Genomic DNA, 22460 nt, shown 5'->3' on the forward strand with positions numbered 1-22460 from the left:
CCTCCGGGTTTTTGTCAGCTGTTGAAGAAGGCGTCCTTTGGGACGCCTTTTTTGTGCCTGCAATTTGGCTGCGCGTGATTCAAATCGATTTTAATAAAAAAATTGTAGACATTTTTTAGTGCGATTGTGAACAGTTGAGCCCTTGTATCCCGTGGCTCTTGGCCAAAAGTCGTAGCGCAGGGCCCTTGACACCTGTGACTGCCCAGTCTTGTAGGGACTTTGCGACACGCGTATCCTCGGCGGTCCGTCGACCAACAGTAAAAGCGGAATGCCGATATGTCTGATTTGAAAACTGCCGCTCTCGAATATCATGCCCATCCTCGTCCAGGAAAGCTGAGTGTAGAGCTCACCAAAGCCACTGCCACCGCCCGCGACCTGTCGCTGGCCTACAGCCCTGGCGTTGCCGAGCCCGTACGTGAAATCGCCCGCGACCCTGAACTGGCGTACAAGTACACCGGCAAAGGCAACCTGGTTGCAGTGATTTCCGATGGCACCGCGATTCTCGGCCTGGGCAACCTTGGCCCATTGGCTTCCAAGCCAGTCATGGAAGGTAAAGGCGTGCTGTTCAAGCGCTTTGCCGGCATCGACGTTTTCGACATCGAAGTCGACTCCGAAAGCCCGCAGGCTTTCATCGACACCGTAAAGCGCATTTCCATCACGTTCGGTGGCATCAACCTGGAAGACATCAAGGCACCTGAGTGCTTCGAGATCGAAAAGGCCTTGATCGAGCAGTGCGACATTCCGGTATTCCACGATGACCAGCACGGCACCGCGATCGTTACCGCGGCCGGCATGATCAACGCCCTGGAAATCGCTGGCAAAACCCTGGCTGACGCGCAGATCGTCTGCCTGGGTGCCGGCGCTGCAGCCATCTCCTGCATGAAATTGCTGGTGAGCATGGGCGCCAAGCTGGAAAACATCTTCATGGTCGACAGCAAGGGCGTTGTTCAGTCCGAGCGTACCGACCTGAACCAGTACAAGGCGATGTTTGCCCACGCGACCGACAAGCGCACCCTGGCTGACGCCCTTGACGGTGCAGACGTGTTCGTCGGCCTGTCTGGCCCGAACCTGCTGAGCGCCGAAGGCCTCAAGTCCATGGCGGCCAACCCGATCGTGTTCGCCTGCTCCAACCCTGATCCGGAAATCTCCCCGGAACTGGCACACGCCACCCGTAACGACGTGATCATGGCCACCGGCCGTTCGGACTACCCGAACCAGGTCAACAACGTACTGGGCTTCCCATTCATCTTCCGCGGTGCCCTGGACGTTCGCGCCAAGCGCATCAACGAAGAGATGAAAGTCGCTGCCGCCAACGCCCTGCGTGAACTGGCCAAGCTGCCGGTGCCTCAGGAAGTGTGCGACGCCTACGGTGGCATCAAGCTGGAATTCGGCCGTGAGTACATCATTCCGAAACCAATGGATAAGCGCCTGATCACCCTGATCTCCGATGCCGTGGCCAAAGCCGCTATCGAGACCGGTGTGGCGACCCTGCCGTATCCGAAGCACTACCCGCTGCAAAGCGTGGATGATGTGTTCAACGGCTAAGCCGTTGTAGCGCACCAACAAAAAGCCCCGGCTCTTGCGAGTCGGGGCTTTTTTATTGCCTGCGATTAACTGGAGCTGCGTAGGAATCCAGATGTGGGAGGGGGCTTGCCCCCGATTGCGGTGTATCAGTCAGCAGCTTCATTGGCTGGAAGTTCGCTATCGGGGGCAAGCCCCCTCCCACATTTTGCACCCCGTCAGCTCGCGGTCGCGATCAGAACAAATCGATCGGCGCCCCTTCATCCGCCGGCAGCGGGCTGCCCGGTGCAACACCATTGCCCAGTTCGTTGACCGACGGCGGCGTGTCTTCGCTCTTGAACAGCTCGAAGTACGCGTTCGGCGTGCTTGGCGAAGCCGCACGGCCACTCACCGGGTCAATGCGCAGGCTGAGAATGCCTTCCGGCTCAGGCTGGGTGTGCAACGGCTTGTCCTTCAAGGCCGCGCCCATGTAGCTCATCCAGATCGGCAACGCGACGGTGCCACCAAACTCGCGGCGACCCAGGCTTTCCGGCTGGTCGTAGCCGGTCCACACGGTGGTCACGTAGTCGGCGTTGTAGCCGGAGAACCAGGCGTCCTTGGAGTCGTTGGTGGTACCGGTCTTGCCGGCAATGTCCGCACGGCCCAGCGCCAGGGCGCGACGGCCGGTGCCTTTCTTGATCACGTCTTCCAGGATGCTGTTGAGGATATACGTGGTGCGGCCATCCACTACGCGTTCAGCGACTGCGGGCGTTTGTGGCTCGTTTGCGGCGGCGGTGTTCGGTGTGGCTGGCGCTGCGCCCGGTGTCGGCTCGATGGTGATGCCGCCGTTGCTGGGCGCCGCGATGCCATCAGGCGCCGCCACGCCGTTGACTACGTCACCCGGTACGCGCGGAGGGTTGGCGGTAAACAGGGTGTCGCCATTGCGGCTTTCGATTTTGTCGATCAGGTACGGTGAGATCTTGTAGCCGCCGTTGGCAAAGGTGCTCCAGCCCGTGGCGATTTCCATCGGCGTGAGAGTCGCGGTGCCCAGCGCCAGGGACAGGTTGGGCGGCAGGTCCGACTTGTTGAAGCCGAAACGCGTCATGTAGTCGATGGTTTTGCCGACGCCCATTGCCTGCAGCAGGCGGATCGACACCAGGTTGCGCGACTTGTACAGCGCCTCGCGGATGCGGATCGGGCCGAGGAAGGTGTTGGTGTCGTTCTTCGGGCGCCAGACCTTGTCCAGGTACTCGTCGACAAACACGATCGGGGCGTCGTTGACCAGGCTGGCGGCGGTGTAGCCGTTATCCAGTGCGGCGCTGTAGACGAACGGCTTGAAGCTCGAGCCCGGCTGGCGCTTGGCCTGGGTCGCACGGTTGTAGTTGCTCTGCTCGAAGGCAAAACCGCCGACCAGGGCGCGGATCGCACCGTTCTGCGGGTCCAGGGACACCAGCGCGCCTTGGGCCACAGGGACCTGGCTGAATTTCAGGCTGTCGTCTTTCTGGCGTTGCACGCGGATCAAGTCACCCACCTGCGCCACGTCCGAGGGCTGCTTGGGCATCGGGCCCATGCTGTTGGTGTTCAGGAAGGGGCGTGCCCACTTCATGCTGTCCCACGGCACATGCGCTTCGCCGGAGCGGGTCAGCACCTGCACGCCATCTTTCTTCACTTGGGTGACGATGGCGGGTTCCAGGCCGCTGATCGGGCGCTGTTTGCCCAGTTCAGTGGTCCAGGCGCTCAGCGTCTTGCCTGGCAGGCGGGATTCGGGGCCGCGGTAGCCGTGGCGCTGGTCATAGGTGACGAGGCCATCGCGCACCGAGTTGTTGGCAATTTCCTGCAAGTTGCTGGGAACGGTCGTGGTCACGCGGAAGCCTTCGGTGTAGGCCTCGCTGCCGTAACGGCCGACCATCTCGGCGCGCGCCATTTCAGCGATATACGGTGCGTTCACTTCCGGTGTCGGCACGTGGTAGCTGGCATTCAGCGGTTCGGCCACGGCGCTTTCATAGGCGGCCTGGTCGATCTTGCCCAGCTTGTACATGCGGCCGAGGATCCAGTCGCGGCGCTCTTTGCTGCGCGCCGGGTTGGCCAGCGGGTTAAAGCGCGAAGGGGCCTTGGGCAGGCCGGCAATCATTGCCATTTGCGCCAGGCTGGCATCACGAATCGACTTGCCATAGTAGACCTGCGACGCCGCTTCGATGCCGTAGGCGCGGTTACCCAGGTAGATCTTGTTCACGTACAGCTCAAGGATCTCGTCCTTGGTCAGCTGGCGTTCGATCTGCAGGGCCAGCAGGATTTCAGTGGCCTTGCGCGAAAAACTGCGCTCGCTGGTGAGGAAGAAGTTCTTCGCCACCTGCATGGTGATGGTGCTGCCACCGGATTGAATGTGTCCGCTTTTTACCAGCTGGGTAGCCGCACGCACCAGACTGCTGGGGTCAACGCCGTAGTGATTGGCGAAATTATCGTCTTCTGCCGACAGCAGAGCATTGATGAAATTGGGTGGAATGTCGGCGAAACGGATCGGTGTGCGGCGCATCTCGCCGAACTCCGCGATCAGTTTTTCGTCGCTGCTGTAGACCCGCAAAGGAATCTGCAACTGGATACTTCTGAGTGCCTCTACGGAAGGCAAACCCGGACTAAGGTAGAGGTAGGCACCGCTGAGTACGAGCAGCAGCCCGCAGACGATCGCGACAATGGAGTACCCGAAAAACTTCAGCAGACGAATCAAGGCTTTTGGATTTCCAGAGAAAAGAATGAGTTAGGCGTCGGGGCATGCATGGCAAACGATGGATCGACCCGAGCAGCAGATAAATAGCGGGAAAAAACGCTGGGCATTAAAGCATTTTTCGGCTTGGGGCGTCATTCACGCCACTCAAACAAGTCGACCGAATGCACGGTGGCCGGCGGTAATCAGGCGGTATGACAGGCAAAGTTTTGGGGAGTTTTATGAGAAAGGGATTTTTCAGGCGCAAAACCGACACCCTGCTGGGTGTCGACATCAATGACACGGGCATCAAGCTGATAGAACTGGGCCGTTCGGCCGCGGGTTACCAGGTGCAGGGCTACAGCACCCAAATGTTGCCGCCGAATGCGATGGTCGATGGCACTTTATTGGACCTTGAAGAGGCAGGGCGAGCCTTGCAACTGGCGTTATCCCGGCTACGCACGTCCGCACGGCAGGCGGCGGTTGCTGTAGCGGGCCCGTCGGTCATCACGCGGGTCATCGACATGGAGGCAGGGCTCAGTGATGAGGAGATGGTGTGGAAGATCCAGATGGAAGCCGACCAGTACATTCCTTACCCGCTGGATGAGGTGGCCATCGATTTTCAGGTGCGTGGCCCTTCGGCCCAGGATCCGGCCCGGGTCGAGGTTTTACTGGCTGCCTGCCTGCGGGAGCAAGTCGAGGCTCGCACCGCGGTTTTGGCCCTGGCGGGGCTCGTGACGCGGGTGGTGGATGTCGAAGGGTTTGCATTGGAGCGCGCTTGCAGTCAGGATTTCGCCAGCTTCACGCCGGGTCATCAAGTCGATGGCACACAATGGGCCGTGGATGCCCACGGGATGGGAATTGCTTGCGGGTTGGCCCTGAGGAGTTTCGCTTGATGACAAGAATCAACCTTTTGCCCTGGCGCCAAGCCCTGGCGGACCGGCGTCGCAAATACTTTCTGATGTTTTTGCTGGCGTTTGCCTGTGCGGCCTTCGCGGCGTTATGGCTGGCGGACCAGGTGATCGACCAGGCCATCGACCGGCAGGGCGCACGCAATAACCACCTGAGCAAAGAAGTGACAGTCGTCGATTCGCGCATCAAGACCATCGGCGACTTGCAGGAGCAAAGCCAGCAACTGGCCGCGCGCATGAAAGTCGTGCAGGACCTGCATGATGCCCGCTCTTCCAGCGCCCAGATGTTTGATCAACTGGCCCGCGCGGTGCCCGAGGGTGTCCATCTGCATGAAGTGGTGGCGAATGGCGACACCATCAGCGTCAGCGGCAGTGCCGAGTCCAGCCAGGACATTGCTCAACTGATGCGCCGCCTGGAAGCCTCGCAGGGCACCCACGCCACTCGGCTGCAGCATGTGCGAGCAGAGGGCGAGCGGGGCGGTAACGAATTCCAGTTGATGGTGCGCCAGGGGGAATCCACCGAGGCTCAGCCTTGAGCCTGCCCAGGCTCGACTTTTCCACCTTCTCTCACAACGCTTCGAAATGGCCCTTGCCGGGCAAGCTTCTGCTGGGCTGTGCGCTGGCAGGCTTGGTGCTGGTGGTGGGCGATTGCGTTTATTTGAGCCCGTCACGCGAGCGTTTGCACGAGCGGGAGGCGCAGGAAGAGGTCTTACAACAGGTGCTCGCGCAGAAAGTCGATCTGGCCTCCGGGCTTGAGGGCGGTGCCCACCCGGCTCAGGTGATGCAGGAAAAAACCGGCGGGGCTTTAGGGCATTTGTCTGGCACACCCGACATGCCTGCCCTGCTGGATGAAATTGCGCGGCTGGTGGCTGCCAACGGCGTGGTGGTCGAAGGTGTCACGGTGCTGGACGAGCAAACTCGGCCGTTTTACATCGAGGAGCCGGTGCAGGTCGATGTGGTTGGGGCCTACCACGACCTGGCTACCTTCGTGAGTGCGTTGGGCGGCTTGTCCCGGATCGTTACCGTGCATGACATCACGCTTCGTTCTGATGGGTCGTTGCTGCGCCTCGGCATGTTGGTGAAGACCTACCGCAGCACGTCGCTGCGCGGCGAACCTGACTCGGTTTTCGAGTCGGGGCCAGCATTCGTCTACGACGCATCTTCCCTGCGCGACCCGTTCCAGCCGGTTGCATTGCAGGTTGATCACCTGCCCGGACGCCCGGTGCTGGCGCCCGACCTTGCCCGAGTCCGCGGCGCCCTGGAAAAGGTCGCCATCGACCAGTTCGAGATGGTCGGTACGCTGTCTCGTGGTGAGCAGAACTTTGCGCTGTTGCGTGTGGCCTCCACGGTGCACCGGCTGGCCGTTGGCGACTACCTGGGGCCGAACCACGGCAAGGTCACGGCGATTCATGACGGCTCCATCGAGCTGGCAGAGCGGTTCCCCGATAAACAGGGCGCGTGGCTGGAGCGCCCGCGAACCCTCGTGTTGAAACTCAACTCATAACGGAATCAAACAATGAAATGGACTTTCTCGTCCTTCGGTGTGGCGCTATGGATAGCGTTCACGGCACCGACGGCATTCGCTGTGCCCAATCGTGTGGACCTTATCCAGCTGCCGCCGCCTGGCAGCGCGGCGCCAGGCACCTATAACGGCGTCAAACTGAACCTCAACTTCCAGAACATCGATGTGCGCGCGGTACTGCAGCAGATTGCCGATGTTGCCGGGCTCAACCTGGTTGCCAGCGATGAAGTGCAAGGCTCCATAACCTTGCGGCTCAAGGACGTGCCCTGGGACCAGGCGCTGGACCTGGTATTGCAGACCAAGGGGCTGGATAAGCGCGTGAAGGCCGGCGTTTTGCTGGTGGCACCTGCCGATGAGCTGGCGGCGCGTGAATTGCTCACGCTGGAATCGCGCAGGCAGATGGCCGAGCTGGCGCCTTTGCGCCGCGAGCTGTTGCAGGTCAACTACGCCAAGGCGGCGGACCTGGCCAAGCTGTTCCAGTCGGTGACAGGCCTTGAAGGCGCCGGCGATGAGCGCGGTTCCGTGGCAGTGGATGACCGCACCAATAACATCATTGCCTACCAGACTGGCGAGCGCCTCGAAGAGCTGCGCCGGATTGTGGCGCAACTGGACGTCCCGGTGCGCCAAGTGATGATCGAGGCGCGGATCGTCGAGGCCAATGTTGATTATGACAAAAGCCTCGGCGTGCGCTGGGGAGGGCGACTCAACCGTGCCAATTGGGGCGCTGGGGGCATCAGCAAACCCTTGGCCGCCGGTGCCGAGCCACCGCAGAACCCTGTCAGTTCGCCATTTGTCGACATGGGTGCGCTCACCGGTACATCGGGCTTGGGCATCGCCTATATCACCAACAACCTGTTGCTGGACCTTGAATTGACGGCCATGGAGAAAACCGGCAACGGCGAAATCGTCTCACAGCCCAAGGTGGTCACTTCCGACAAGGAAACGGCACGGATCCTCAAGGGCACCGAGATTCCCTATCAGGAATCCAGCTCCAGTGGCGCCACTTCAGTGTCGTTCAAGGAAGCTTCGCTATCGCTGGAAGTGACCCCGCAAATCACCCCTGATGGCTGGGTGATCATGGAGGTCAAGGTGACCAAGGATGAGCCCGACTACCTGAACAAGCTCAATGACGTGCCACCGATCAAGAAAAACGAAGTCAACGCCAAGGTGCTGGTCAAGGATGGCGAGACCATCGTCATCGGTGGCGTTTTCTCCAATACCCAGAGCAAAGTGGTAGATAAAGTGCCATTTTTAGGCGATGTGCCGTATCTTGGCCGCCTTTTCCGGCGCGATGTGATGGCGGAAAGAAAATCCGAGCTGCTGGTATTCCTGACTCCGCGTATTATGAATAACCAGGCGATTGCTGTGAGTCGTTGATTCTGTGCGAAATTTGATTCTTGTAGGACCGATGGGCGCTGGAAAAAGCACCATCGGCCGTTTGCTGGCCAAAGAGCTGCGCCTGCCATTCAAAGATTCCGACAAGGAAATTGAATTGCGCACGGGCGCCAATATCCCATGGATCTTCGATAAGGAAGGCGAACTGGGCTTTCGCGACCGCGAGCAGGCGATGATTGCCGAGCTGTGCGGTTGCGACGGCGTGGTATTGGCCACCGGCGGCGGCGCTGTGATGCGCGATGAAAACCGCCGGGCGCTGCATGCCGGTGGGCGCGTGGTCTACCTGCATGCGTCGGTCGAGCAGCAAGTGGGCCGCACCGCCCGCGACCGGAATCGCCCGTTGTTACGCACTGCCGACCCGGCAAAAACCCTGCGGGATTTGCTGACGCTGCGCGATCCGCTGTATCGGGAAATTGCCGATCTGGTGGTGGAAACCGATGAGCGGCCGCCGCGAATGGTCGTTCTCGACATTCTTGAGCGTTTACAGCAGCTGCCACCCCGTTAAAGCCAGGCCCGAAATGCGCTATTCTCGGCGGCGCGCTAACAGCCTTCGAGGTGTGGCGTAGAGCCATCAGGCAGCGTCAGATCTGAGCGTTGCCGATCGTATATCCATCTTCACGCGGGGACACATGCAGACACTTAAGGTCGATCTAGGCGAGCGCAGCTACCCAATCCATATCGGCGAAGGTTTGTTGGACCTGCCCGAGTTGCTTGCCCCGCATATTGCCGGTCGGCAAGTGGCGATCATCTCCAATGAAACGGTCGCGCCGCTGTATCTTGAGCGCCTGAGCCGCAGCCTTGCGGCGTACTCGGTGATTTCGGTGATCCTGCCTGACGGCGAGGCCCACAAGAACTGGGAAACCCTGCAACTGATCTTTGATGGCCTGCTGACTGCGCGTCATGACCGCCGGACCACCGTAGTCGCCCTGGGCGGCGGTGTGATCGGCGACATGGCCGGCTTTGCGGCGGCCTGTTACCAGCGCGGCGTGGACTTTATCCAGGTGCCAACCACCTTGTTGTCCCAGGTCGATTCGTCGGTCGGTGGCAAGACCGGCATCAACCACCCGCTGGGCAAGAACATGGTGGGTGCGTTCTATCAGCCCCAGGCCGTGCTGATCGACACCGCGACGCTGAGCACCCTGCCACCGCGCGAGCTGTCGGCGGGCCTGGCGGAAGTCATCAAGTACGGGCTGATCTGCGACGAGCCGTTCCTGACCTGGCTTGAAGAGCATATGGACGCCCTGCGCGCTCTGGATCAGGTGGCACTGACCGAAGCGATTTCGCGCTCCTGCGCCGCCAAGGCGCTGGTGGTAAATGCCGACGAGCGGGAGTCCGGCGTACGCGCTACCTTGAACCTGGGTCACACCTTCGGCCATGCGATCGAAACGCACATGGGCTATGGTGTGTGGTTGCATGGGGAAGCCGTAGCGGCTGGCACAGTGATGGCGTTGGAGATGTCGCAACGCCTGGGCTGGATCAGTGCCCAGGAGCGGGATCGGGGTATTCGCCTGTTCCAGCGCGCCGGTTTGCCGGTTATTCCTCCTCAGGAGATGACCGAGGCGGATTTCCTCGAACATATGGCAATAGACAAGAAAGTGATCGACGGTCGCCTACGACTGGTGCTGCTGCGCCACATGGGCGAAGCGGTAGTGACCGACGATTATCCGAAAGAGATTTTACAGGCCACGCTGGGAGCGGATTACCGCGCCCTGGCCCAGCTTAAAGGTTAATAAGATCCCGATGACTAGTTTGCATGCCGACGAGGCGTTCCTCGGCCATTACCAGTTAAGCCACGACCCTTTTGCTCCGCGGGTACCTGGCTTCAAATTTTTCCCTGCCCAGCGCAAGCCGGTGCTTGGCCAGTTGCACCATCTGGCGCGCTACAGCCAGCTGTTGCTGGTGGTCACCGGGCCGTTGGGCAGCGGCAAGACCCTGCTGCGCCAGGCACTGGTCGCCAGCACCAACAAGCAATCGGTACAGAGCGTGGTGGTGTCGGCCCGTGGTGCCGGTGACGCGGCGGGCGTGTTGCGCCAAGTGGCCCAGGCGCTGAATGTATCCAATGCCGAGCCGAACGCGATTCTCAAGCAAGTGGTGCAACTGGGCCTGACCGGCCAGGAAGTCTACTTGCTGGTCGACGACGCCGAGCAGCTCGACGAATCTGCCCTGGAAGCGCTGCTGGCGCTGGCGGCGGGTACGCCTGAAGGCCGCCCGCACGTGTTCCTGTTTGGCGAGTCGTCGTTGATCGCCGATCTGGAGCAGATCAGCGGTGATCAGGAGCTGTTTCACGTCATCGAATTGCAGCCGTACGAAGAGGAAGAAACCCGCGAATACCTGGCCCAACGCCTTGAGGGCGCCGGGGCCGGTATCGAACTTTTCTCCGCTGCGCAGATCTCTGATATTCACGAAAGCTCCGACGGCTGGCCTGGCACCATCAACCAGGTTGCCCGGGATGCCTTGATCGAAGCCATGATTGCAAGCCGCTCTGCGGTTAAGCGTCCAAAGATGGGGTTTACTATGCCTAAGAAGCACGTATTGGCTATTTCCGCCGTTGTCGTGGTCGCTGTCGCCGCCGCCTGGTTGATCCCAGGTCGTAGCAAGGCTCCCGCCACGGCCGGCGCGCCAACCGAACAGGCGCAGTTGCCACTGGGCAAACCCACGCCAAACGTCGAATTCGCCAACTCCGGCCAACCGACCAACCTGCCGATGGTTGGCCAGCCGGTAATGCGCGGCCCGCTCGCCGAAGAAGCCGGTGGCATTTCCGAAGGTGACGACGGTGTGCCGGTGGAGGGCTCCAGCGCCACGCCGCCGACCGTGACCACTACCGCGCCGCCTGCGGGCGTGCCAGCCGGTCAGCCAGCAGCTCCGGCTGCCAAGCCGACCCCTGCACCGACTGTCGCCACTGCCAAGCCAGCGCCAGCGCCGGTGACCAAGCCTGTCGCACCCGCACCAGCCGCCAAGCCAGCGCCAGCACCGGCTGCCAAGCCTGCTGAGAAATCCGCCGCCACCGTCGCCAAGGCCGGCGGCACCGGCAGCAGCTGGTACACCAGCCAGCCAACCGGCAACTTCGTGGTGCAGATCCTCGGCACCAGCTCCGAAGCCAACGCTCAGGCGTTCGTGAAAGAGCAGGGCGGTGAGTACCGTTATTTCAAGAAAGTGCTCAACGGCAAGCCTCTCTACGTGATCACCTACGGCAACTTCTCCAGCCGTGCAGCAGCTGAATCCGCTATCAAGGCCTTGCCAGCGAAGGTTCAGGCTGGTAAACCTTGGCCTCGCACTGTTGCCAGCGTTCAACAAGAACTCGCAACAACTCGCTGAAGATTCGGCGGCCTTACCCAGGCCGCCTCTCCCGGCACCTCAAAAAACTACAAAAGCGTGCAGCCCTGAAGGCCGCGCGCTTTGTGGTGTCTGCGCACGTTGCTTTTGAGTCGTGGCAGTCAAGACTAAAAAAGTTTTGACTAGCACAGCATATCGCTTTAAACCTTTCATAAATGCGACATAGATTTGCGACATTTCGTCGTTAAATTTGTGAGCGTTCGTGTCGGTGTGTACAATGACCTCCCTTTTGCCCCCGCTAAGCCGGCGTACGTTCGGCGTGGAAGGTAACCGGTTGAATTGAAAAGAAATTTGCCTCGATATAAGAGGTAGCCTGGTGAGAAAGTGTCTATGAAAGCAGGTCTGTACCAACCCGATGAATTCAAGGATAACTGCGGTTTCGGCCTGATAGCCCACATGCAGGGCGAGCCCAGTCATACCCTTTTGCAAACGGCCATCGAGGCCCTGACCTGCATGACCCACCGCGGTGGGATCAACGCCGATGGCAAGACCGGTGACGGTTGCGGCTTGCTGATTCAAAAGCCCGACCAGTTCCTGCGCGCTGTCGCAAAAGAGCAATTTGCGGTCGACCTGCCCAAGCAATACGCCGTGGGCATGGTGTTTTTCAACCAGGACTCGGTGAAAGCCGAGGCCGCTCGCGAGAACATGAACCGCGAGATCCTGGCTGCCGGCCTGCAACTGGTTGGCTGGCGCAAAGTGCCAATTGACACCAGCGTGCTCGGCCGCCTGGCTCTGGAGCGCCTGCCGCAGATCGAACAAGTGTTCATCGCAGGCGAAGGCCTGAGCGACCAGGACATGGCGATCAAGCTGTTCACCTCGCGTCGTCGTTCGTCGGTGTCCAACGCCGCCGACACCGACCACTACATCTGCAGCTTTTCGCACAAAACCATCATTTATAAAGGCCTGATGATGCCGGCGGATTTGACCGCCTTCTATCCGGACCTGAGCGATGAGCGCCTGCAAACCGCAATCTGCGTGTTCCACCAGCGCTTCTCCACCAACACCCTGCCGAAATGGCCGCTGGCCCAGCCATTCCGCTTCCTCGCCCACAACGGCGAGATCAACACCATCACCGGCAACCGCAACTGGGCCGTGGCCCGTCGCACCAAGTTCGCCAACGATTTGATGGACCTCGAAGAGCTCGGCCCGCTGGTCAACCGCGTGGGTTCCGACTCCTCCAGCATGGACAACATGCTTGAGTTGATGGTCACCGGCGGCATCGACCTGTTCCGTGGCGTGCGCATGATCATTCCGCCTGCGTGGCAGAACGTCGAGACCATGGACCCGGACCTGCGTGCGTTCTACGAGTACAACTCGATGCACATGGAGCCGTGGGACGGCCCGGCCGGCGTGGTCATGACCGACGGCCGCTACGCGGTGTGCCTGCTCGACCGTAACGGTCTGCGCCCGGCGCGTTGGGTCACCACCACCAACGGTTTCATCACCCTGGCGTCGGAAATCGGCGTGTGGGACTACAAGCCTGAAGACGTGATCGCCAAAGGCCGCGTCGGCCCTGGCCAGATCCTGGCCGTGGACACCGAAACCGGGCAGATCCTCGACACCGATGCCATCGATAACCGCTTGAAGTCGCGTCACCCGTACAAGCAATGGCTGCGCAAGAACGCCCTGCGCATCCAGGCGACCATGGAAGACAACGACCACGGTTCGGCTTTCTACGATGTGGACCAGCTCAAGCAGTACATGAAGATGTACCAGGTCACGTTCGAAGAACGTGACCAAGTGCTTCGTCCGTTGGGCGAGCAAGGCTATGAGGCTGTCGGCTCCATGGGTGACGACACGCCAATGGCCGTGCTGTCCCAGCGCGTGCGCACGCCGTACGACTACTTCCGCCAGCAGTTCGCCCAGGTGACCAACCCGCCGATCGACCCGCTGCGTGAAGCCATCGTGATGTCGCTGGAAGTGTGCCTCGGTGCCGAGCGCAACATCTTCCAGGAATCGCCTGAGCACGCCTCGCGCGTGATCCTCAGCTCGCCGGTGGTGTCTCCGGCCAAGTGGCGCTCGTTGATGACCCTGGAACGCCCAGGCTTCGACCGCCAGATCATCGACCTGAACTACGACGAGAGCCTCGGCCTTGAAGCCGCGGTGCGTAACGTCGCCGATCAGGCCGAAGAAGCCGTGCGCGCCGGCCGTACCCAGATCGTGTTGACCGACCGCCATATCGCGCCGGGCAAGCTGCCGATCCACGCCTCGTTGGCCACTGGCGCGGTGCACCACCGCCTGACCGAAAAAGGCCTGCGTTGCGACTCCAACATCCTCGTCGAAACCGCCACCGCCCGTGACCCGCACCACTTTGCGGTGTTGATCGGTTTCGGCGCGTCGGCGGTGTACCCGTTCCTGGCGTACGAAGTGCTCGGTGACCTGATCCGCACAGGTGAAGTGCTGGGCGACCTCTACGAGGTGTTCAAGAACTACCGCAAAGGCATCACCAAAGGCCTGTTGAAGATCCTGTCGAAGATGGGCATTTCCACCGTCACGTCCTACCGCGGCGCGCAACTGTTCGAGGCCATCGGCCTGTCCGAAGAAGTCTGCGAGGTTAGCTTCCGTGGCGTGCCGAGCCGCATCAAGGGCGCGCGTTTCGTCGACATCGAAGCTGAACAGAAAGCCTTGGCAGCCGAAGCCTGGAGCGCGCGCAAGCCGATCCAGCAAGGTGGCCTGCTCAAGTTCGTGCACGGTGGCGAATACCACGCCTACAACCCGGACGTGGTCAGCACCCTGCAAGCCGCTGTGCAGCAGGGCGACTACGCCAAGTTCAAGGCCTACACCGCGCTGGTGGATAACCGCCCGGTGTCGATGATCCGTGACCTGTTCAAGGTGAAAACCCTGGACACGCCGCTGGCCATCAGCGAGATCGAGCCGCTGGAATCTATCCTCAAGCGTTTCGACTCTGCCGGTATTTCCCTCGGCGCGTTGTCGCCTGAGGCCCACGAAGCCCTCGCCGAAGCCATGAACCGCCTGGGTGCGCGTTCCAACTCCGGCGAAGGCGGTGAAGACCCGGCGCGCTACGGCACCATCAAGAGCTCGAAAATCAAGCAGGTCGCGACCGGCCGTTTCGGTGTGACCCCGGAATACCTGGTCAACGCCGAAGTGCTGCAGATCAAAGTCGCCCAGGGCGCCAAGCCGGGTGAAGGCGGGCAACTGCCCGGCGGCAAGGTCAACGGTCTGATCGCCAAGCTGCGTTACGCAGTGCCCGGCGTGACCCTGATTTCGCCACCGCCGCACCACGACATCTACTCGATTGAAGACTTGTCGCAGCTGATTTTCGACCTCAAACAAGTCAACCCGCAGGCATTGGTCTCGGTGAAACTGGTCGCGGAAGCCGGCGTGGGCACCATTGCCGCCGGCGTGGCCAAGGCCTATGCCGACCTGATCACCATCTCCGGCTACGACGGGGGCACCGGCGCATCGCCGCTGACCTCCATCAAGTACGCCGGTGCGCCGTGGGAACTGGGCCTGGCGGAAACTCACCAGACCCTGCGCGGTAACGACCTGCGTGGCAAAGTTCGGGTACAGACCGACGGCGGCCTGAAAACCGGCCTCGACGTGATCAAGGCTGCGATCCTCGGCGCCGAAAGCTTCGGCTTCGGCACTGCGCCGATGATCGCCCTGGGCTGCAAATACCTGCGCATCTGCCACCTGAACAACTGCGCCACCGGCGTCGCCACTCAGAACGAGAAGCTGCGCAAGGATCACTACATCGGCACCGTCGACATGGTGGTGAATTTCTTCACCTACGTCGCCGAAGAAACCCGTGAGTGGCTGGCCAAGCTGGGCGTGCGCTCGCTGGAAGAGCTGATCGGGCGTACCGACTTGCTCGACATCCTCGAAGGTCAGACCGCCAAGCAACAGCACCTGGACCTGACGCCGCTGCTGGGCAGCGACCACATCCCGGCAGACAAGCCACAATTCTGCCAGGTTGACCGCAACCCGCCGTTCGACAAGGGCCTGCTGGCCGAGAAGATGGTCGAAATGGCCAGCTCCTCAATCAACGACGCCAGCGGTGGCGAATTCGCGCTGGATATCTGCAACTGCGACCGTTCCATCGGCGCACGCGTCTCCGGCGAAATCGCACGCAAGCACGGCAACCAGGGTATGGCGAAAGCGCCAATCACCTTCCGCTTCAAAGGCACTGCGGGCCAGAGCTTCGGCGTGTGGAACGCCGGTGGCCTGAACATGTACCTCGAAGGCGACGCCAACGACTACGTGGGCAAAGGCATGACCGGCGGCAAGCTGGTGATCGTTCCGCCCATCGGCAGCGTCTACAAGTCGCAGGAAAGCGCGATCATCGGCAACACCTGCCTGTACGGCGCCACCGGTGGCAAGCTGTTCGCCGCCGGCACTGCCGGTGAGCGTTTCGCTGTGCGTAACTCCGGTGCCCACACCGTGGTGGAAGGCACAGGCGATCACTGCTGCGAGTACATGACCGGGGGCTTTGTCGCGGTACTGGGCAAGACCGGTTACAACTTCGGTTCGGGCATGACCGGCGGTTTCGCCTACGTGCTCGACCAGGACAACACCTTCGTCGACAAGGTCAACCACGAGTTGGTCGAGATCCAGCGGATCAGCGGCGAAGCCATGGAATCCTACCGGAACCACTTGCAGCACGTGCTGGACGAGTACGTCGAGGAGACCGGCAGCGAATGGGGTCGCAACCTCGCCGAAAACCTCGATGATTACCTGCGTCGTTTCTGGCTGGTCAAGCCCAAGGCTGCCAACCTGAAATCGTTGCTTTCCAGCATCCGTGCCAACCCGCAGTGATATGCGCCTGAAGAGTTTGATGAGGTTTTAACATGGCTGAACGTCTGAATAACGACTTCCAGTTCATCGATGTCGGGCGCAAAGATCCGAAGAAGAAACTGTTGCGTCAACGCAAGAAAGAGTTCGTGGAAATCTACGAGCCCTTCAAACCCCAGCACTCGGCCGACCAGGCCCACCGCTGCCTGGGTTGCGGTAACCCGTATTGCGAATGGAAGTGCCCGGTGCACAACTTCATTCCCAACTGGCTCAAACTGGTGGCCGAGGGCAACATCCTCGCCGCCGCCGAGCTGTCGCACCAGACCAACACCTTGCCGGAAGTGTGCGGTCGGGTGTGCCCGCAAGACCGTCTGTGCGAGGGTGCCTGCACCCTCAACGACGGCTTTGGCGCGGTGACCATCGGTTCGGTGGAGAAGTACATCACCGACACCGCGTTCGCCATGGGCTGGCGCCCGGACATGTCCAAGGTCAAGCCAACCGGCAAGCGCGTTGCGATCATCGGCGCGGGCCCGGCGGGCCTGGGCTGTGCCGACGTGCTGGTGCGTGGTGGCGTGACCCCGGTGGTGTTCGACAAGAACCCTGAAATCGGTGGCTTGCTGACCTTCGGCATTCCCGAGTTCAAGCTGGAAAAAACTGTACTGAGCAACCGTCGTGAAGTGTTCACCGGCATGGGTATCGAGTTCCGTCTCAATACCGAAATCGGCAAAGACATCACCATGGAGCAACTGCTCGCCGAATACGATGCCGTGTTCATGGGCATGGGCACCTACACCTACATGAAAGGCGGCTTTGCCGGTGAGGACCTGCCGGGCGTGTATGACGCGCTCGACTTCCTGATCGCCAACGTCAACCGCAACCTGGGCTTTGAAAAGTCGCCGGAAGATTTCGTCGACATGAAAGGCAAGAAAGTTGTGGTGCTGGGTGGTGGCGACACCGCGATGGACTGCAACCGTACCTCGATCCGCCAGGGCGCCAAGTCGGTCACCTGTGCGTACCGTCGTGACGAAGCCAACATGCCCGGCTCGCGCAAAGAGGTGAAGAACGCCAAGGAAGAAGGCGTGAAATTCCTCTACAACCGCCAGCCGATCGCCATTGTGGGTGAGGACCGTGTGGAAGGCGTGAAAGTGGTCGAGACCCGTCTCGGCGAGCCGGACGCCCGTGGCCGTCGCAGCCCTGAGCCGATCCCGGGTTCCGAAGAAATCATCCCGGCCGACGCCGTGGTCATCGCCTTTGGTTTCCGCCCAAGCCCGGCGCCGTGGTTCGAGCAGTTCGAAATCCAGACCGACAGCCAGGGCCGCGTTGTAGCCCCGGAACAAGGCCAGTACAAGCACCAGACCAGCAACCCGAAAATCTTCGCCGGTGGCGATATGGTGCGCGGCTCTGACCTGGTGGTAACCGCGATCTTCGAAGGCCGCAACGCCGCCGAAGGTATCCTGGATTACTTGCAGGTCTGACCCCTGATCCCAGGTTTAAATGGGATCAAAATGTGGGAGGGGGCTTGCCCCCGATAGCGGTGGTTCAGTTACAGATACTGAAACCGACACACTGCAATCGGGGGCAAGCCCCCTCCCACATTGGTTTTGCAGCGCTTTGATATCCGCGACAAATTGACCCGATAGACAAAAGGCACGGCTCACTCCGTGCCTTTTGCGTCGCGCTCTGAGAAAATGCCCGCACTTTTTTTGCGGATGCCGACATGACTGCCCTCAAGAACGACCGTTTCCTTCGTGCCCTGCTCAAGCAACCCGTAGACGTCACGCCCGTGTGGATGATGCGTCAGGCCGGTCGCTACCTGCCGGAATACCGCGCCAGTCGCGCCCACGCCGGCGACTTCATGAGCCTGTGCATGAACCCGGAGTTCGCCTGCGAAGTCACGATGCAGCCGCTGGACCGCTACCCACAACTGGACGCGGCCATCCTGTTCTCCGATATTTTGACCATCCCTGACGCCATGGGCCAAGGCCTGTACTTCGAAACCGGCGAAGGCCCGCGTTTCAAGAAAGTCGTCAGCACCCTGGCCGACATCGAAGCACTGCCGATCCCCGATCCGCACAAAGACCTGGGCTACGTGATGGACGCCGTGAGCACCATCCGCCGCGAGCTGAACGGCCGCGTGCCGCTGATCGGCTTCTCCGGCAGCCCGTGGACACTGGCCACCTACATGGTCGAAGGCGGCTCGTCGAAAGACTTCCGCAAGACCAAAGCCATGCTCTACGACAACCCACAGGCCATGCACCTGCTGCTGGATAAATTGGCGCAGTCGGTTACCGCCTACCTCAACGGCCAGATCATGGCCGGCGCGCAAGCGGTACAGATTTTCGATACCTGGGGTGGCAACTTGTCGGCGGCGGCGTATCAGGAATTCTCCCTGGCCTACATGCGCAAGATCGTCAGCGGCCTGATCCGCGAACACGAAGGCCGCAAAGTGCCGGTCATCCTGTTCACCAAAGGCGGCGGCCTGTGGCTGGAAAGCATCGCCGATGCCGGCGCCGATGCACTCGGCCTGGACTGGACCTGCGACATTGGCGAAGCTCGCCGTCGCGTTGGCAACCAGGTCGCGCTGCAAGGCAACATGGACCCGACCGTGCTCTACGCCAAGCCGGAAGCGATCCGCACCGAAGTCGGCCGCATCCTGGCCAGCTACGGCAAGGGCACGGGGCACGTGTTCAACCTCGGCCATGGCATCACCCCGGAAGTGAATCCGGAGCATGCCGGCGCGTTCTTGCGCGCGGTGCACGATCTGTCGGCGCAGTACCACGAATAACACGCGCAACAAATGTGGGAGGGGGCTTGCCCCCGATAGCGGTGTATCAGCCACCACATTCATTGGCTGAGACACTGCAATCGGGGGCAAGCCCCCTCCCACATTAAAAGCGAGAAAGCCTCAGGCCTGCACATTCCCCAGCGGTGGCAACTTCGCCAGCTTCAGGGCCACCAGCAGCGCGCCAATCAACAGCGCCACGATAAACCCGCCAATCCCGTTCCACCCGGCAAAGTGCCAGAAGAACCCGCCCGCCGTCCCCGCAATGCTTGAGCCCACGTAGTAGCAGAACAGGTACAGCGACGACGCCTGCCCCTTGGCCTTGACCGCGCGCCGGCCGATCCAGCTGCTGGCCACCGAGTGCGCGCCGAAGAAGCCGAAGGTAAAGATCAGCATGCCCGGCACCACCAGCCACAGCGGGGTGAACAGGGTCAGTAACATGCCCGAAAGCATCAATACTATCGTGCCCCACAACACGCGCCGCCGGCCAAGGCGGTCGGCCAGCGAGCCGATTTTCGCCGAGCTGTAGATGCCCGAGAGGTACACCAGCGACAGCAGTCCGACCACGGCCTGGCTCAACGCGTAAGGCGACGCCAGCAGGCGATAGCCGATGTAGTTGAACATCGTCACGAACGCGCCCATCAGCAGGAAGGCTTCGAGAAAAAGCCAGGGCAGGCCTGCATCCTTGAAGTGCATCACGAAGCCGTCCACCAGGCTGCGCGGTTTGAGGCTGCTGGCGCGGAAGTTGCGCGACTCGGGGAGGATCTTCCAGAACACGGTGGCAGCGATCAGCGCCAGGGCGCCGATGATCAGCGTGGCGGTGTGCCAACTGACGAAGTCGATCAGCACGCCCATGATCAGGCGCCCGCTCATGCCGCCAATCGCGTTGCCGCCGATGTACAAGCCCATGGCCAGGCCGATGTGTTGCGGGTGGATCTCTTCGCTCAAGTAGGTCATCGCAACGGCTGCCAGGCCGCTCAGGGACAGGCCGACCAGCGCACGCATCAGCAGGATGCCTTCCCAGGACGGCATCAGGCCGCTGGCGATGGTGGCCAGGGCGGCGCAAAACAGCGCGGCGACCATCACCGGTTTACGCCCGAGGGTGTCGGAAATCGGTCCGGTGATCAGCAGGCCAAACGCGAGCATGGCGGTGGCAACTGACAGGATCAGGCTGCTCTGCGCCGCGTTGATGGAAAACTCGTGGGACAGCGCGGGCATCATCGGCTGCACGCAATACAGCAGGGCAAAGGTGGCAAAGCCACCGGAGAACAGCGCCAGCACGGTGCGCATGAACATCGGCGTGCCTTTTTCGATGAACTGCTCGTTGAGCTGGGCCACCACCTCATCCAGGGCGGTAGGCGGGATTTCTTGAGCGGATGAAGCGACAGCAGATTTCACGGGGACCTCGGCGAGGGAAAGCCTGCCAGGACTGGCAGTGCAAAAAAGAATATAGCTGGCTAATGATTCTTTCCAATATATTGTTCGACCTGTTTGATAGCTTTTACGACCTAATGAGGTTTGCATGGAATTGCGTCACCTGCGGTACTTCATCGCCGTCGCCGAAGAACTGCATTTTGGCCGCGCTGCACAGGTGCTGGGCATCTCGCAGCCGCCGCTGAGCCAGCAGATCCAGGCCCTGGAACAAGAGGTGGGCGCGCGTTTGTTTGAGCGCACCAATCGTCGGGTCGAGCTCAGTGAAGCCGGGCGGTTGTTCCTGCAAGAGGCGCGACTGGTGCTGGCGCAGGTCGATAAGGCCGCGGATGTCGCTCGGCGTGCGCAGTTGGGAGAGCTGGGGGAGCTGAAGATTGGTTTCACCTCGTCCGCACCCTTCAATTCGAGCATTCCGCAGGCGATCTTTGCGTTTCGCCAGGCCTTCCCGGCGGTGCACTTGAACCTGCAGGAAATGAGCAGCACCGAAGTGGCCGAATCGTTGGTGGATCAATCGATCCAGGTCGGCCTGATGCGCCCGCTGCCGTTGCCGGATTCGCTGAGTGTCATCGAGCTGATGCGCGAACCGCTGGTAGCCGTACTCAACGCCGGCCACCCGCTGGCGGAAGGCAGCGAACGCGGTTTGCACCTGGCGCAATTGGCGCAGGAGCCGTTTGTATTCTTCCCGCGCAGCTATGGCAGCGGCCTTTATGCCCAATTGCTCAGCCTGGCCCGTGACGCAGGCTTCAGCCCGCACTTCGCCCAGGAAGCGGGGGAGGCGATGACGATTATCGGGTTGGTGGCGGCGGGCTTGGGCGTGTCGGTACTGCCGGCGTCTTACCAGCGCATACGCATTGATGGCGTGGTGTATCGCACGCTGCTCGATCAGGAGGCGGTCACGGCGGTGTGGCTGGTGCAGCGCAAGGGCGCGCAGTCGCCGAGGGCGAAGGCGTTTGTGGAGTTGTTGACGCGCAAGGCCGTGGTGTAGGCGAAGTCACATATCAGGTAACGGAACTGCCTTAGTGATTAGCCAGAAACCTGCGCAGAATCGCTCTTTTTCAAGCGAGCGATATGGATGGCACTGCTCTATCAGCCCAAGGAGGGCAGCGTGTTGATGTGTGATTTTCGAGGCTATGAGGTTCCGGAAATCATCAAGGTTCGACCCGTGATTGTGATACGCAAATACCGAACCAATAAGCTGCTGGTGACGGTCGTGCCTTTGAGTACCACCGCCCCGCAAATGCTGCTGGCGCATCATTTGCAGCTAGACAGTCATCTGCAGGGCGCGAACCCCATCTGCTGGGCGAAGTGCGAAGTTGTGGCGACCGTAAGCCTGGGGCGACTGGATCGGATTAAAAGCAAAGACCGTCATGGAAAACGAACTTACACAATCGCGGAGCTCACCAATGATCAGTTTTCAGCGATAAAAGCAGCGGTACGCAGTGCGCTGGGGTTGCGATGAAGTGGGTAAAGAACAAGCGGCGCTTTGCCACCGATTGCAGCCGAGTTGTTTTCAGGCATACTCGCCGAGTTCCCGAAAGGGGCTTGTGAGACTCTGAGGATCCTGGGTAACCAGCCATCGCAGAGCCAGGCAGGAAGCGGCGATGACAAGCCAACCTGTTTGTGAAAAGGGCGCCGAAAGGCGCCCTTTGTCGTTTCTGACGGACCGCGATCCTCAGTTCTGCTTCGACGCCCCTGTCTGCTCAAACGACTGCGCCGCCGATCCGGGTGCGTTACCCACGCCATTGCTGCGCAGCGCCGCCATGATGTCGCGATCGAGCATGCTCACCCAGCGGTTGTAGTTGCGATGGATCTTGCCGTCCTTGTAGCCCAGGTCGCGGCTGTCGCGGTAGGTGATGGCGTAGCTGTTGCGGCTGTAACGGATGTCGATGGCTGCGTAGAACTGGTTGCGCACGGTGATCTCGGCCTGCACGAGTTGTGGGCTGAAACGCTGCATGGTCCACTCGCGTTTTTGCAGGGCCGTGATGATGACCTGCTTCATGGTTTCTTCGCTCACCTGAGTGCCGGCCGGCAGCGCGTGCTGGGTGTTGAGCACGGGTTTGCTGGTGCAACCGCCGGCGGTCAGCAAGGCCAGGGTGATCAGGGTGGCGCGTAGCAAGGAAGACATTCCATTTT

General features: G+C 60.9%; 15 protein-coding genes and 1 pseudogene. 13 read left to right on the plus strand and 3 right to left on the minus strand.

Annotated features, from left to right (window positions below; genetic code table 11):
* The first annotated feature begins 276 nt into the window (after positions 1-276).
* Positions 277-1545 (plus strand): malic enzyme-like NAD(P)-binding protein, encoded by a 1269-nt coding sequence (locus C4J83_RS02005; protein WP_071497103.1) that lies wholly within the window; start codon positions 277-279, stop codon positions 1543-1545.
* A gap of 211 nt (positions 1546-1756) precedes the next feature.
* On the opposite strand, the gene C4J83_RS02010 is transcribed toward C4J83_RS02005, so the two are convergent.
* Positions 1757-4222: a penicillin-binding protein 1A gene (locus tag C4J83_RS02010; RefSeq protein ID WP_372239314.1), complete on the minus strand. Its 2466-nt coding sequence runs from the start codon at positions 4220-4222 to the stop codon at positions 1757-1759.
* A 221-nt stretch (positions 4223-4443) separates the two neighbouring features.
* Between C4J83_RS02010 and pilM the strand changes: the two genes are divergently transcribed.
* The 10 genes and pseudogenes from pilM to hemE all read left to right on the plus strand — a co-directional run bounded on the left by pilM (position 4444) and on the right by hemE (position 18899).
* On the plus strand, positions 4444-5097 hold the full coding sequence (pilM, locus tag C4J83_RS02015) for a type IV pilus assembly protein PilM (protein WP_124416233.1): 654 nt from the start codon (positions 4444-4446) through the stop codon (positions 5095-5097).
* Positions 5097-5648, plus strand: a complete 552-nt coding sequence (locus tag C4J83_RS02020; protein WP_106577526.1) for a PilN domain-containing protein — start codon at positions 5097-5099, stop codon at positions 5646-5648. The genes pilM and C4J83_RS02020 overlap by 1 nt, the downstream gene beginning before the upstream one ends.
* Positions 5645-6616, plus strand: coding sequence for a pilus assembly protein PilP (locus tag C4J83_RS02025; RefSeq protein WP_124416234.1), 972 nt, complete (start codon positions 5645-5647; stop codon positions 6614-6616). The genes C4J83_RS02020 and C4J83_RS02025 overlap by 4 nt, the downstream gene beginning before the upstream one ends.
* Positions 6617-6757: 141 nt before the next feature.
* Positions 6758-8011 (plus strand): annotated as a pseudogene (locus C4J83_RS02030) (type IV pilus secretin PilQ); the annotation flags it as partial.
* Between the two features lie 4 nt (positions 8012-8015).
* Positions 8016-8534 (plus strand): shikimate kinase AroK, encoded by a 519-nt coding sequence (gene aroK / locus C4J83_RS02035; protein WP_017138567.1) that lies wholly within the window; start codon positions 8016-8018, stop codon positions 8532-8534.
* A 124-nt stretch (positions 8535-8658) separates the two neighbouring features.
* Complete coding sequence (gene aroB, locus C4J83_RS02040; protein WP_124416236.1) at positions 8659-9759, plus strand: 3-dehydroquinate synthase; 1101 nt, start codon at positions 8659-8661, stop codon at positions 9757-9759.
* A gap of 10 nt (positions 9760-9769) precedes the next feature.
* Complete coding sequence (locus tag C4J83_RS02045; RefSeq protein ID WP_124416237.1) at positions 9770-11344, plus strand: SPOR domain-containing protein; 1575 nt, start codon at positions 9770-9772, stop codon at positions 11342-11344.
* 348 nt (positions 11345-11692) lie between these two features.
* A complete protein-coding gene (gene gltB, locus C4J83_RS02055) occupies positions 11693-16138 on the plus strand; it encodes a glutamate synthase large subunit (protein WP_124416238.1) in 4446 nt (1481 codons plus the stop codon).
* A gap of 32 nt (positions 16139-16170) precedes the next feature.
* Entirely contained in the window at positions 16171-17589 is a 1419-nt protein-coding gene (locus C4J83_RS02060; RefSeq protein WP_003171228.1) for an FAD-dependent oxidoreductase, read from the plus strand.
* Between the two features lie 242 nt (positions 17590-17831).
* Positions 17832-18899: a uroporphyrinogen decarboxylase gene (gene hemE, locus C4J83_RS02065; RefSeq protein ID WP_124416239.1), complete on the plus strand. Its 1068-nt coding sequence runs from the start codon at positions 17832-17834 to the stop codon at positions 18897-18899.
* A gap of 120 nt (positions 18900-19019) precedes the next feature.
* Here hemE and C4J83_RS02070 read toward each other — a convergent pair whose 3' ends face one another.
* Positions 19020-20294 (minus strand): MFS transporter, encoded by a 1275-nt coding sequence (locus C4J83_RS02070; RefSeq protein ID WP_119738045.1) that lies wholly within the window; start codon positions 20292-20294, stop codon positions 19020-19022.
* 124 nt (positions 20295-20418) lie between these two features.
* Here C4J83_RS02070 and C4J83_RS02075 point away from each other — a divergent pair, with 124 nt between their 5' ends.
* Together C4J83_RS02075 and C4J83_RS02080 are read left to right on the plus strand one after the other, a co-directional pair.
* Positions 20419-21312 carry a LysR family transcriptional regulator gene (locus C4J83_RS02075; RefSeq protein WP_119738043.1) on the plus strand — a complete coding sequence of 298 codons (894 nt, stop codon included), beginning with the start codon at positions 20419-20421 and terminating at the stop codon, positions 21310-21312.
* Positions 21313-21399: 87 nt separating this feature from the next.
* Positions 21400-21786: a type II toxin-antitoxin system PemK/MazF family toxin gene (locus C4J83_RS02080; RefSeq protein WP_124416240.1), complete on the plus strand. Its 387-nt coding sequence runs from the start codon at positions 21400-21402 to the stop codon at positions 21784-21786.
* Between the two features lie 213 nt (positions 21787-21999).
* On the opposite strand, the gene C4J83_RS02085 is transcribed toward C4J83_RS02080, so the two are convergent.
* Positions 22000-22452, minus strand: a complete 453-nt coding sequence (locus C4J83_RS02085) for a hypothetical protein (protein WP_124416241.1) — start codon at positions 22450-22452, stop codon at positions 22000-22002.
* Between the last annotated feature and the right edge of the window lie 8 nt (positions 22453-22460).

The sequence above is a fragment of the Pseudomonas sp. LBUM920 genome (assembly GCF_003852315.1).
Classification (GTDB): Bacteria; Pseudomonadota; Gammaproteobacteria; order Pseudomonadales; family Pseudomonadaceae; genus Aquipseudomonas.

Excerpts from the sequence above, each read along its gene's own strand:
- C4J83_RS02045 (WP_124416237.1), top strand. The coding sequence starts at position 9,770 with ATGACTAGTTTGCATGCCGACGAGGCGTTCCTCGGCCATTACCAGTTA.
- hemE (WP_124416239.1), top strand. The coding sequence starts at position 17,832 with ATGACTGCCCTCAAGAACGACCGTTTCCTTCGTGCCCTGCTCAAGCAA.
- aroB (WP_124416236.1), top strand. The coding sequence starts at position 8,659 with ATGCAGACACTTAAGGTCGATCTAGGCGAGCGCAGCTACCCAATCCAT.
- C4J83_RS02020 (WP_106577526.1), top strand. The coding sequence starts at position 5,097 with ATGACAAGAATCAACCTTTTGCCCTGGCGCCAAGCCCTGGCGGACCGG.
- C4J83_RS02005 (WP_071497103.1), top strand. The coding sequence starts at position 277 with ATGTCTGATTTGAAAACTGCCGCTCTCGAATATCATGCCCATCCTCGT.
- C4J83_RS02060 (WP_003171228.1), top strand. The coding sequence starts at position 16,171 with ATGGCTGAACGTCTGAATAACGACTTCCAGTTCATCGATGTCGGGCGC.
- gltB (WP_124416238.1), top strand. The coding sequence starts at position 11,693 with ATGAAAGCAGGTCTGTACCAACCCGATGAATTCAAGGATAACTGCGGT.
- C4J83_RS02085 (WP_124416241.1), bottom strand. The coding sequence starts at position 22,452 with ATGTCTTCCTTGCTACGCGCCACCCTGATCACCCTGGCCTTGCTGACC.
- C4J83_RS02080 (WP_124416240.1), top strand. The coding sequence starts at position 21,400 with ATGGCACTGCTCTATCAGCCCAAGGAGGGCAGCGTGTTGATGTGTGAT.
- C4J83_RS02075 (WP_119738043.1), top strand. The coding sequence starts at position 20,419 with ATGGAATTGCGTCACCTGCGGTACTTCATCGCCGTCGCCGAAGAACTG.
- pilM (WP_124416233.1), top strand. The coding sequence starts at position 4,444 with ATGAGAAAGGGATTTTTCAGGCGCAAAACCGACACCCTGCTGGGTGTC.